Here is an 11,172-nt window from a genome sequence, read left to right on the forward strand (position 1 = left end):
GTCGCCCGGGCCGGCGGCGCCGTCGCCGCCCAGCTCGCCGGCCGGGTACGCCTGCTGCGACCCGCCCCGCGCTGACAGGCGCCCCGCGGTACGGCAGGATCGCAGGCATGGATCTCGGACTCGCCGACCGGGTGTACGTGCTGACCGGCGCCTCCGGCGGCCTCGGTTTCGCCACCGCCGAACAGCTCGTCGCCGACGGCGCCCGGGTGGTGATCTCCGCCCGCGACCCGCAACGGGTGGCCGCCGCGATCGAGGCGCTCGGCGATCCGGAACGGGCGATCGGGCTGACCGCCGACCTCACCGACCCCGGCACCCCGGAGCGGCTGGTCGCGGCGGCCCGGGAACACTTCGGCCGGCTCGACGGCGCGCTGGTCTCGGTCGGCGGCCCGCCCCGGGGCACCGCCGCCGAGGTCACCGACGCGCAGTGGCGGGAGTCCTTCGAGACGGTCTTCCTGGGCAGCGTCCGGGTCGCGCGCACGGTGGCCGGCGCGCTCGGCGACGGCGGCGCGATCGGGCTGGTGCTCTCCACCTCGGTCCGGGGTCCGCTGACCGGCCTCGGCATCTCCAACGGCCTGCGGCCCGGCCTCGCCGGCGTGGCCAAGGACATGGCCGACGAGTACGGTCCACGCGGCGTACGGGTGTTCAGCCTGCTGCCGGGGCGGATCATGACGGACCGCAACCGGGAGCTGCTGGCCGCCGCCGGCAATGCCGACCGGGCCCGCGCCGAGGCCGAGGCCGCGATCCCGTTGCGCCGCATCGGCGACCCCGCCGAGTTCGGCCGGGTGGCCGCGTTCCTGCTCTCCCCCGCCGCCGGCTACGTCACCGGGGTGAGCGTCCCGGTCGACGGCGGCGCCCTGCGCGGCCTGTGAGGACGGCCGAGGTGGCCTCGCGGCCGGTGGGGGCGGTTCGGTGAGCGATCGACGTCGTCCGGCCGGTGGCCGACCCGAGCCCGCGCCCGGTCCGGGCACGCCGGCCCGGCGCCACCCCCGACCCAGCCGGGAACAGCTCGCCGCCGCGGCCGACCGCCTGCTGCCCGACGTGATCGCGCCCGGGCTGGACGTGCTCTTCGTCGGCATCAACCCCGGCCTGTGGTCGGCGGCCACCGGTTGGCACTTCGCCCGCCCCGGCAACCGGTTCTGGCCGGCGCTGCACCGCGGCGGCTTCACCCCGCGCCAACTGCACCCCAGCGAACAGGACACGCTGCCCGCGCTGGGACTGGGCATCACGAACATGGTGGCCCGGGCCAGCGCCCGCGCCGACGAGCTGACCGCCGAGGAACTGGTCGACGGCGCCCGCGCGCTGACCGCGAAGGTCGAGCACTACCGGCCGCGCTGGGTGGCGGTGGTCGGGGTGACCGCGTACCGGATCGGGTTCGCCCGGCCGAAGGCCGGCTTCGGGCCGCAGCCGGAGCACCTCGGGCCGGCCCGGCTCTGGGTGCTGCCCAATCCGAGTGGGCTGAACGCCCACTTCACCCCGGAGACGCTCGGCGTCGCCTTCGGCGAGCTACGGACGGCCGTCACCGATCGGAGGTGACGCTGCCGTCCCTAGTTGGCGGCGGCGGGCGGCATGCTCTCCTGGGCGACGTACGTGCCCATCGGCACGGTGGTCACCACCGGCTCGGTCTGCTCCGGCTCGGCGTAGGGCGCCGGCGAGTCGGTGACCGCGAACTGGGTGCGGTAGAGCTCGGCGTAGAGACCGCCGACCGCCACCAGCTCGTCGTGCCGGCCGCGCTCGACGATGCGCCCCTCGTCGAGCACCAGGATCTGGTCGGCGTCGCGCACGGTGGAGAGCCGGTGCGCGATCACCAGCGCGGTACGCCCGGTCAGGGCCACCGACAGCGCCCGCTGCACCGCCGCCTCGCTCTCCGAGTCGAGGTGCGCGGTGGCCTCGTCGAGGATCACGATCGACGGTGCCTTCAGCAGCAGGCGGGCGATCGCGATGCGCTGCTTCTCACCACCGGAGAAGCGGTAGCCCCGCTCGCCGACGGTGGTGTCGAGCCCGTCGGGCAGCGCCCGCACCAGGTCGGCGACCTGCGCGCCGGCCAGCGCCGCCCAGATCTCGTCGTCGGTGGCGTCGGGCTTGGCGTAGCGCAGGTTCTCCCGGATCGTCTCGTGGAACAGGTGCGAATCCTGCGTCACCACCCCGATCTCGTCGCGCAACGAGGCGAGCGTCGCGTCGCGCACGTCGACTCCACCGACGAGCACCTGGCCGTCGGTGACGTCGTAGATCCGGGAGATCAGCATGGACAACGTCGACTTGCCGGCGCCGGACGGGCCGACCAGGGCCACCATCTGCCCCGGCTCGACGGCGAACGAGACACCCTTGAGCACCGGCTCGTTGACCGTGCGGTCGAGCGTGGTGACCTCCTCCAGCGAGGCCAGCGACACCTCGGCGGCGGTCGGGTAGCGGAACCGCACGTCGCGGAACTCGACCCGGCCGTTGCGCGGCGGGACCGGCACCGCGTCCGGCTTCTCCTCGATGCCCGGGCGCAGGTCGAGCACCTCGAAGACGCGGTCGAAGGAGACCAGCGCGCTCATCACGTCGACCCGGACGTTGGACAGCGCGGTGAGCGGGCCGTAGAGGCGGGTGAGCAGCAGCGCCAGCTTGACCACGGTGCCCGCGCTGACCGCGCCGGCGACGGCGAGCCAGCCGCCCAGACCGTAGGTCAGCGCCTGCGCGAGCGAGGCGACCAGCAGCATCGCCACGAAGAAGGTGCGGGAGTACATCGCGGACTGGATGCCGATGTCCCGGACCCGTTCGGCCCGGCCGGCGAACCGCGTGGCCTCGACCTCGGGGGCGCCGAAGAGCTTGACCAGCAACGCGCCCGAGACGTTGAACCGCTCGGTCATGGTGGCGTTCATCTTGGCGTCGAGGTTGTAGGACTCGCGGGTGATCTCGGCCAGCCGCCGGCCGACCCGGCGGGCCGGGATGATGAAGATCGGCAGCAGCACCAGCGCCAGCACGGTGATCTGCCAGGACAGCACGAGCATCGCCGCAGCGGTGAGCACGAGCTGGATGACGTTGCTGACCACCCCGGACAGCGTCGAGGTGAACGCGCGCTGGGCGCCGAGCACGTCGTTGTTGAGCCGGCTGACCAGCGCCCCGGTCTGGGTGCGGGTGAAGAACTGCAACGGCATCCGCTGCACGTGGTCGTAGACCCGGGTGCGCAGGTCGAGGATGATGCCCTCGCCGATGCGGGCGGAATACCACCGCTGGGCCAGGGAGAAGAGCGCGTCGGCCACGGCCAGCGCGGCGATGACCAGGGCGAGCCGGACGACGGTGGACCGGGCGTCCGGGCCGCCGCCGGCGATCGCGTCGATGACGTCACCGGCGAGCAACGGGGTGGCCACGCCGATGACGGCGGCGACGATCACGGTGAGCAGGAAGACGACGATGTCGCGCCGGTAGGGCCGGGCGAACGCGACGATGCGCCGGGCCGTGCCGCGCTTGAGCTGGTGGGCGGAGACCTCGTCGCGGTTGCGCAGCGACCGGAGCATGCTCCACCCGCCCATGCCGCCGCCGGCCATGTGGTTGGACATTCGTCACCTCCGGGTCGTCGGGCAGCATGAACCGTCGGGTTCAATTCTCCCGACGCCTGTGACAACCTCGCGAGTAACCCGGATCTTCCCGAACGGTCCTTACTATTCGCCCCGCCCGGCGAGGTCCCGGATCCGCCGCGTCTGCGCCTCCCGCTCGGCCCGCTGCTGCTCGGCGTGCGAGCGGCCGGCCGCGCCGGCGAGCAGGGCCTTGATCTCCACGATCGCGTCCCGGTTGTTGGCCAGCAGCCCGGCCGACAGGTCACGGACGGCGGCGTCCAGGTCGTCGTTGGGCACCACCAGGGTGGCCAGGCCGATCCGGTCCGCCTCGGCGGCGTCCATCCGTCGGCCGGTGGCGCAGATCTCCAGGGCCCGGGAATAGCCGACCAGCTCGACCAGGCGGCGGGTGCCGGCCAGGTCGGGGACCAGGCCGAGGGTCACCTCGGCCATGGAGAACCTGGCATCGGTGGCGAGCACGCGCAGATCGCAGGCGAGGGCGAGCTGGAAGCCCGCGCCGATGGCGTGGCCCTGCACGGCGGCGATCGAGATGACGTCCGGCCGGTGCAGCCAGGTGAAACCGCCCTGGTACTCGGCGATCCGGTCGGCGCACTCCGTCTCGGACAGCGTGGCCAGCTCGGCGAAGGAGCCCGGACCGGTGGCACCGGCGACCGCCAGGTCCAGGCCCGCGGAGAAGGCGCGGCCCTCCCCGCGTACGACGACGACGCGGACGTCACCGGGCAGGTCCCGGGAGAAGTCGCTCATCGCGCGCCACATCGCGGGCGTCTGGGCGTTGAGCACGTCGGGCCGGCACAACGTCACCGTCGCGACCGGCCCGTCGCAGTCGAGTCGCACTCCGGTCGTCTCGGCGGTCACCGGACCACCCGGAGCGCGGCGCTGATGGACGACGCTGGGGGGCGGGTCACGCCTTCTTGCGGCGCCGGGCGCCGCCGCGCTGCCGCAGCTGCACCCCGGACTCGGTGAGCACCCGGTGGATGAACCCGTAGGAACGGCCGGTGGAGGCCGCCAGAGCACGGATGCTCTCTCCGCCGGTGTACCGCTTTACCAGGTCTTTGGCGAGCGTCTGACGCTCGGCCCCGACGATCCGGCGACCCTTCTCAGTGCTGGTGGCTGTGCCGGTGGCTGCCATGCTGATTCCTCACGTCCCAGACTGTGCGGTTCGGATACGGTCCCACCTATTAGACCGCCTCGGACGATCATGCGCCAGATATCAACTATTCGCCAACCGACACGCTACGCAATGTCAGCTTCCCGATAGAGTGATCCTTCCGACCGGCCGATCCGTACCGGCCCGCCGGACGAACCCGTCGGCGCCACCTCGGCGAAGTGGCAGCACCGCCGCGCTCCGGATACCTCCACCTCGGCGAGCCGGTGCGGATCATGCGGATGACGGGTGCGCGGGGAGGGCCGGGGACGGGCGGGCCAGACGGAGGACGAGCGGGCCGTATCGTGCCCGGGGTGTTCGACGTGATCACGGCCGCGGCGGGTGCGGCCGGCGTGTTCGCCGCCACCAACCTCGACGACATCGTCGTGCTCACCGTGCTGTTCGTGGCCGCCCGGCGCAGCGGCCGGCCCCGGCCCTGGCAGATCGTCACCGGGCAGTACGCGGGCATCGGCGCGCTCGTCGCGGTCGCGGTGGTGGCCGCCGCCGGACTGCTGGTGGTGCCGGATCCGTGGCCCGGCCTGCTCGGACTGCTGCCGGTCGCGCTCGGTGTGCGCGCGCTGCTGACCCGGCGCGACGACGACGAACCGCCGGCGGTCGTCGGCAGCCTGTTCGGCGTCGCCGGGGTGACGATCGCGAACGGCGCCGACAACATCGCCGTCTACGTGCCGGTGTTCCGCGCCCTCGACCCGGTCACCGGGCTGATCTGGCTGCTGGTGTTCGCCGTGCTGGTGGCCGCGTGGTGCGCGGTCGCCGCCGCGCTCGGCGGGCACCCCCGGGTGGTGGCGCTCGTCGGCCGCGCCGGCCACTGGCTGGTCCCGGCGATCTTCATCGCCATCGGCGCGACCATCCTGCTCACCTCCGGCGTCCTCCCCCACCTGGCCGCCCTCCCGACCTGACCCACCGGACCCACGGGCCCACCCCGTCGATCATGAAGGCGACGGCGATCCGGGTCTCCACAGTGCCGTCACCCCCATGATCGACGGGCAAGGAGCGGGGTCCGGGATCAGGCCAGCTCGACCAGTTCCAGCAGGTCGTCGGACCAGGCGTCCTCGTCGCCGTCCGGGAGGAGGATGGCGCGGTCGGGCTTGAGCGCGGAGACCGCGCCCGGGTCGTGCGTGACCAGCACGATCGCGCCGGGGTAGCGGGCGATCGCGTCGAGTACCTGCTCGCGACTGACCGGGTCGAGGTTGTTCGTCGGCTCGTCCAGCAGCAGCACGTTGGCGCCGGAGCAGACCAGCGTGGCCAGGGCCAGCCGCGTCTTCTCTCCGCCGGAGAGCACGCCGGCCGGCTTGTCCACGTCCTCGCCGGAGAACAGGAACGCGCCGAGGATCTTGCGCAGGTCGGTGTCGGTCTGGTCCGAGGCCGCGCTGCGCATGTGCTCCAGGATCGTCCGGTCCACGTCCAGCGTCTCGTGCTCCTGGGCGTAGTAGCCCAGCCGCAGCCCGTGCCCGGGACGCACCTCGCCGGTGTCCGGTTCCAGCAGGCCGCCGAGCATCCGCAGCAGCGTGGTCTTGCCGGCGCCGTTGAGGCCGAGGATGGCCACCCGGGACCCCCGGTCCACCGCCACGTTCACGTCGGTGAAGATCTCCAACGACCCGTACGACTTGGACAGGCCGGTCGCGGTCAGCGGCGTCTTGCCGCACGGCGCCGGGTTGGGGAACCGGACCTTGGCCACCTTGTCGGCGTGGCGTACCTCTTCCAGCCCGGAGATCAGCTTCTCGGCCCGGCGGGCCATGTTCTGCGCGGCGACGGTCTTGGTGGCCTTGGCCCGCATCTTGTCCGCCTGCGCCATCAGCGCGCCGGCCTTCTTCTCGGCGTTGGCCCGCTCCCGGCGGCGGCGCCGCTCGTCGGTCTCCCGCGCCTCCAGGTACGCCTTCCAGCCCAGGTTGTAGGTGTCGACCACGGACCGGGTGGCGTCCAGGAACCACACCTTGTTGACCACGGACTCCAGCAGCGACCCGTCGTGGGAGATCACGATCAGGCCGCCCTTGTGGTTGGCGAGGAAGCCGCGCAGCCAGGTGATCGAGTCGGCGTCGAGGTGGTTGGTGGGCTCGTCGAGCAGCAGGATGCCGCCCCCGTTCTCGCCGGCGTCGCGGAACAGGATCCGGGCCAGCTCGATGCGGCGGCGCTGGCCGCCGGAGAGCGTGCCGATGGTCTGCGCCAGGGCACGGTCGGGCAGGCCGAGGTTGGCGCAGATCCGGGCCGCCTCGGCCTCGGCCGCGTAGCCGCCGAGCGAGGCGAACTGGTCCTCCAGCGCGCCGTAGCGGCGGACCAGCCGCTCGTCGTCGGCGCCCTCGGCGAGCTTGTTCTCCAGCTCCTTCATCTGCGCCATGAGCACGTCCAGCCCGCGCGCGGAGAGCACCCGGTCGCGGCCGGTGACGTCCAGGTCACCGGTACGCGGGTCCTGCGGCAGGTAGCCGATGGCGCTGCGCCTGTCGATCTGCCCGGCGTACGGCTGGCCCTCCCCCGCGAGCACCTTGAGGGTGGTGGTCTTGCCGGCGCCGTTACGGCCGACCAGGCCGATCCGGTCGCCCGGCTGCACCCGCAGGGTGGTGTCGGACAGCAGGATCCGGGAACCGGCGCGCAGTTCCAGGCCGGTGGCAGTGATCATTTCGGAGTACTCGCTCTCGGGTCCGGAAGGGCTGACTCAGGGCACGCGAAAGCGCCGGCGGGTGATGATTTCCCGTCGGCGCGGGGCCGTTCAGCCTTCGCAGCGCAGCACGGGGCCAAGTGTACCGGGCGCCCGATGCCCGCTCCGTCGGATTACCGCGCAAGATCATCGGGTACCGAAACCGCCGTCCGGACCCGGTCCGGTACCGCAACCACCACACACGGACACATCGGTGATCGGGGTCAACATGGAGCTGAACGAGAACGCGCGGGTCGACACCAGTCAGGTGGACGACCGTCGGGGGTCCGGCGGAGGAGGAGGCGGGATGGGCATCCCCATCCCGGGCGGCGGCGGCCGGGGCGGGATCGTGGGCATCATCATCGCCGTGCTGGTCGCCCTGGTGGGCGGCGGCTTCGGCCTCAACGCCGCCACCAACGGCGGCGGCTCGGAGCAGGGCGACAACACCTCGCTGGAGCAGAAGTGCTCGGCCGAGGACGCGGTGAAGCAGCTCGACTGCCGCAACACGCTGTACGTCAACTCGATCCAGGCCTACTGGCGCACCGCCATGCCGGAGGTCTTCGGCGAGCAGTACCAGCCGTCCAAGACGGTGTTCTTCAGCCAGAACGTCAGCACCGGCTGCGGCGCCGCCGACTCCGGGGTGGGCCCGTTCTACTGCCCCGCCGACGACCTGGTCTACATCGACCTCACGTTCTACCGGCTGCTCGCCGACCAGCTCGGCGCGGAGGGCGAGTTCGCCCAGCCGTACGTGCTGGCCCACGAGTACGGCCACCACGTGCAGGACCTGCTCGGCACCGAGGCGCAGATGCGCCGCCAGCAGCAGCGCGACCCGCAGAACGCCAACGCGCTCTCGGTCAAGCTGGAGCTGCAGGCCGACTGCTACGCCGGCGCGTGGGCGAAGAACGCCACCGGCACCGCCGACGACAAGGGCCAGAAGATCTTCAAGAGCATCACCGACCAGGACATCCAGCAGGCGATCGACACCGCCGAGAAGATCGGCGACGACGCCATCCAGCAGCGTTCGGGCCGGCCGGTGAACCCGGACGAGTTCACCCACGGCTCTTCCGAGCAGCGCAAGCAGTGGTTCACCAAGGGCTTCACCACCGGCGACCCGAAGTCGTGCGACACCTTCGGCTCCAGCCAGTGACACCGGGCGCCTGACCCGGCTCCGGCCCCGGGCCGCCGGCCCGCACCGCTGACCTCGACAGCGGGCGGGCCGGCGGCCCGAATCGTGCCCCGACCGGTCAGGCCGGCACGGTCACCTGTGCCGGCGTGGAGCGCTCGGCGGTGGTGCCGTCGCCCAACTGCCCACCGCTGTTGTCGCCCCAGCACCACAGACCGCCGTCGGTACGGACAGCGCAGGCGTGGTCGGCCACCGCGAGTCCACCGGTCCAGGTGGTGGCGTCACCGACGCGGGTCGGCGTGGACCGGTGGGTGGTGGTGCCGTCGCCCACCTGCCCGGTCGCGTTCTTGCCCCAGCACCACAGGCTGCCGTCGGCGCGGGACGCGCACGTCGTGTCGCCGCTCGCCGCGACCCTGCTCCAGCTGGTGGTCGTGCCGATCTGGACCGGCGCGGTCTGGTAGCTGCCGCTCACGCCCAGCTGCCCGTACCCGTTCTCGCCCCAGCACCACAGCGCGCCGGACCGGATGCCGCAGGTGTGCGCGTACCCGGCGGTGACGCCGGTCCAGGAGGTCGCGGTGCCGACCTGCGCGGGCGTCGTCTGGGAGCCCAGGAAGCCCAGGCCGAGCTGACCGTCCGAGCTGAGACCCCAGCACCACAGCGTGCCGTCGGTCCGCACGCCGCAGGTGTGCCCGAAGCCGGTGGAGACGTCCGCCCAGCTGGTCGCGGTGCCGACCTGGAGCGGGGTGTTCGCGACCCACGGCGAGGTGCCGACGCCCAGCTGCGAGGTCCGGTTGAAGCCCCAGCACCAGAGCGTGCCGTCGGTCCGCACGGCGCAGGTGTGCTGCGGGCCGGCGCTGACCCGGGCCCAGGTGGTGGCGGTGCCGACCCGCACCGGCACGCTCCGGCTGGTGGTGGTCCCGTCGCCGAGCTGACCCCGGAAGTTCGAGCCCCAGCACCACAGCGTGCCGTCGGCGCGGATCCCGCAGGTGTGGCCGGAGCCACCGTCGACGGCGGCCCAGGTGGCGGTGTCCACCCGCGCCGGCGCGCTCCGGTTCGTGGTGGTCCCGTCGCCGAGCTGGCCGGCATAGTTCGATCCCCAGCACCACAGGCCACCGTCGGCGCTGATCGCACAGGTGTGCGCGCCGCCCGCGGTGACGGCGGTGACCGTCGGCGCGGCCGACACGGCGGTGCCGGCACCGGCGGCGGCCGGGCCCGCCGTGACCATGACGCCCGCGGCGCACATCGCCGCCACGGCGGCGAGGAGCCGCGTCGTACGGTGGCGCCACCGGGCGTTTCGATATCCGCTCATGAAGTTCCTGTCTCCCAACGATGTCGGTGCCTGACTGGCGGAGGTGACGCTGCCCTGGCGGGTCGCCCGGAGACCCACCACGTCACGACACCGACCCTATGCATCGTCGTCGTTCGATGCACTGCTGGTGACACCGATTGACCGCACTTGATGCGATCTTTCCCGTTCAGCGGACCAGGATGTGGACCGCCCGGGCGGCGGAGACGGCGGCGACCAGCACCGCGTGCCGGGGCTCCGGCACGTCGAGCAACCGCTCCACCCGCAGCGCCGCGAGCGGCGCCAACCGTCGGTCGGTCAGTACCGTGTCCACCGCCCGCCGGTCACCGCCGCAGACCAACGCCGCGAGCGTCCCGGCCGCCGGCAACAGCAGGCGTACGGCGAGATCGGCCGCATCGCCCAACGCCGCCTTCGCCTGGTTGTCGCGCCGCCGGGCGAACCGCTGCTGGGACCAGCCGCCCGCGGCCGTGCGCCCCTGCACGTAGCGGGTGTCCACCTTGGAGACCACCAGCTCGGTGCCGTCGGCGACCCCGACGGCAACCGCGCCCTTGCGGGCCAGCAGCAGCCCGAGCCGGCGGGGCGCGGCGGCCACGCCGGCGAACGCCTCCAGGTCCGGCGCGGGGCGTGCGCCGGGCGGGGAGTGCAGCTCGGCGGTGGCGCCGTCCGGGGCGGTGAGCAGCAACCCGTATCCCAGGGGCGTGGTGGTGGGCGGGCCGTGCCGGTCGGCGAAGCCCTCGACCCAGCGGGTGACGCGGGCCGGGTCCACCTCGACCCACCGGCCGCCCCCGGCTGCGGGTCGGCTGCTCATGGCACAGACCCTACCCAGAGGTACGGCTCAGCCGGCGACGTCCACCGTCGCCGGCGGCCCGTCGGGCCGGACCTCGCTGACCCCCCAGCAGCGGGGCGGGCCGGTGCGCACAGGGCCACCGTGCGCCGGGTGGGAGCGGACACCGTCGTCACCGGCGCCGACCAGTCCCCCGCGGTCTCCCAGGCCACTCAGCCGGGCAGCAGCGTGATGACCGCCAGCGCGGCGATCAGGGCGCTGGAGACCAGCCCGGTGACCAGACGTCCACGCGGCCCGGCCAGCGCGCGGCCCACCACCGAACCGCCCCCGGCCACCAGCAGCTGCCAGCTCGCCGAGGCCAGGAACGCGCCGGCGACGAACAGCGCGGCGGCCGCCGGGTCCGGGTCGGCGGCGTCGCGGCGGCCCAGCACCAACGCGGCGAAGTAGAGCACCGTCGCCGGGTTGAGCAGGGTCAGCCCGAGCACCGCCGCGTACGCCCGGGCCGGGGTGTGCAGCAGGCGCCCGACCGGGGCGGCGGTGACCTCCCGCCGGGCGGACCAGGCCCGCCACAGACCGTGCGCGGCGATGCCGAGCAGGACCGACGCGGCGAC

The 11,172-nt window shown here is 73.3% G+C and carries 11 protein-coding genes; 4 read left to right on the forward strand and 7 right to left on the reverse strand.

The features are described from left to right. Positions 1–107 precede the first annotated feature (107 nt). The gene (locus tag HUW36_RS15910) at positions 108–869 is read left to right on the forward strand and encodes an SDR family oxidoreductase (protein WP_174528890.1); all 762 of its coding nucleotides are present in this window, start codon (positions 108–110) and stop codon (positions 867–869) included. A gap of 40 nt (positions 870–909) precedes the next feature. After that, entirely contained in the window at positions 910–1,533 is a 624-nt protein-coding gene (gene mug, locus HUW36_RS15915; protein WP_174528891.1) for a G/U mismatch-specific DNA glycosylase, read from the forward strand. A gap of 11 nt (positions 1,534–1,544) precedes the next feature. Here the strand turns inward: mug and HUW36_RS15920 are convergent, their stop codons facing one another. The 3 genes from HUW36_RS15920 to HUW36_RS15930 form a co-directional block, all read right to left on the reverse strand. Then, positions 1,545–3,527: an ABC transporter ATP-binding protein gene (locus HUW36_RS15920; protein ID WP_174528897.1), complete on the reverse strand. Its 1,983-nt coding sequence runs from the start codon at positions 3,525–3,527 to the stop codon at positions 1,545–1,547. A 114-nt stretch (positions 3,528–3,641) separates the two neighbouring features. Next, positions 3,642–4,409 (reverse strand): enoyl-CoA hydratase/isomerase family protein, encoded by a 768-nt coding sequence (locus HUW36_RS15925; RefSeq protein WP_174528892.1) that lies wholly within the window; start codon positions 4,407–4,409, stop codon positions 3,642–3,644. Between the two features lie 46 nt (positions 4,410–4,455). Beyond that, a complete protein-coding gene (locus tag HUW36_RS15930; protein WP_007072022.1) occupies positions 4,456–4,683 on the reverse strand; it encodes a helix-turn-helix domain-containing protein in 228 nt (75 codons plus the stop codon). Between the two features lie 329 nt (positions 4,684–5,012). On the opposite strand from HUW36_RS15930, the gene HUW36_RS15935 reads away from it, so the two are divergent. Then, positions 5,013–5,615, forward strand: a complete 603-nt coding sequence (locus tag HUW36_RS15935) for a cadmium resistance transporter (RefSeq protein ID WP_246248187.1) — start codon at positions 5,013–5,015, stop codon at positions 5,613–5,615. 107 nt (positions 5,616–5,722) lie between these two features. Here the strand turns inward: HUW36_RS15935 and HUW36_RS15940 are convergent, their stop codons facing one another. Beyond that, a complete protein-coding gene (locus HUW36_RS15940; RefSeq protein WP_174528894.1) occupies positions 5,723–7,330 on the reverse strand; it encodes an ABC-F family ATP-binding cassette domain-containing protein in 1,608 nt (535 codons plus the stop codon). A 247-nt stretch (positions 7,331–7,577) separates the two neighbouring features. On the opposite strand from HUW36_RS15940, the gene ypfJ reads away from it, so the two are divergent. Continuing rightward, positions 7,578–8,495, forward strand: a complete 918-nt coding sequence (gene ypfJ, locus HUW36_RS15945) for a KPN_02809 family neutral zinc metallopeptidase (RefSeq protein WP_174528898.1) — start codon at positions 7,578–7,580, stop codon at positions 8,493–8,495. 97 nt (positions 8,496–8,592) lie between these two features. Here the strand turns inward: ypfJ and HUW36_RS15950 are convergent, their stop codons facing one another. From HUW36_RS15950 to HUW36_RS15960, 3 genes are all read right to left on the reverse strand, one after another. After that, positions 8,593–9,780, reverse strand: a complete 1,188-nt coding sequence (locus tag HUW36_RS15950; RefSeq protein ID WP_174528895.1) for an RCC1 domain-containing protein — start codon at positions 9,778–9,780, stop codon at positions 8,593–8,595. A 166-nt stretch (positions 9,781–9,946) separates the two neighbouring features. Next, positions 9,947–10,585 carry an acVLRF1 family peptidyl-tRNA hydrolase gene (locus HUW36_RS15955; protein ID WP_281357527.1) on the reverse strand — a complete coding sequence of 213 codons (639 nt, stop codon included), beginning with the start codon at positions 10,583–10,585 and terminating at the stop codon, positions 9,947–9,949. A gap of 188 nt (positions 10,586–10,773) precedes the next feature. Beyond that, the coding region (locus tag HUW36_RS15960) for a LysE family transporter (protein WP_174528896.1) at positions 10,774–11,172 on the reverse strand (399 nt) is incomplete at its 5' end.

The organism is Micromonospora maritima, assembly GCF_902825405.1.
Classification (GTDB): domain Bacteria; phylum Actinomycetota; class Actinomycetes; order Mycobacteriales; family Micromonosporaceae; genus Micromonospora; species Micromonospora maritima.

Excerpts from the sequence above, each read along its gene's own strand:
- HUW36_RS15920 (WP_174528897.1), bottom strand. The coding sequence starts at position 3,527 with ATGGCCGGCGGCGGCATGGGCGGGTGGAGCATGCTCCGGTCGCTGCGC.
- HUW36_RS15930 (WP_007072022.1), bottom strand. The coding sequence starts at position 4,683 with ATGGCAGCCACCGGCACAGCCACCAGCACTGAGAAGGGTCGCCGGATC.
- HUW36_RS15910 (WP_174528890.1), top strand. The coding sequence starts at position 108 with ATGGATCTCGGACTCGCCGACCGGGTGTACGTGCTGACCGGCGCCTCC.
- HUW36_RS15955 (WP_281357527.1), bottom strand. The coding sequence starts at position 10,585 with ATGAGCAGCCGACCCGCAGCCGGGGGCGGCCGGTGGGTCGAGGTGGAC.
- ypfJ (WP_174528898.1), top strand. The coding sequence starts at position 7,578 with ATGGAGCTGAACGAGAACGCGCGGGTCGACACCAGTCAGGTGGACGAC.
- HUW36_RS15940 (WP_174528894.1), bottom strand. The coding sequence starts at position 7,330 with ATGATCACTGCCACCGGCCTGGAACTGCGCGCCGGTTCCCGGATCCTG.
- HUW36_RS15950 (WP_174528895.1), bottom strand. The coding sequence starts at position 9,780 with ATGAGCGGATATCGAAACGCCCGGTGGCGCCACCGTACGACGCGGCTC.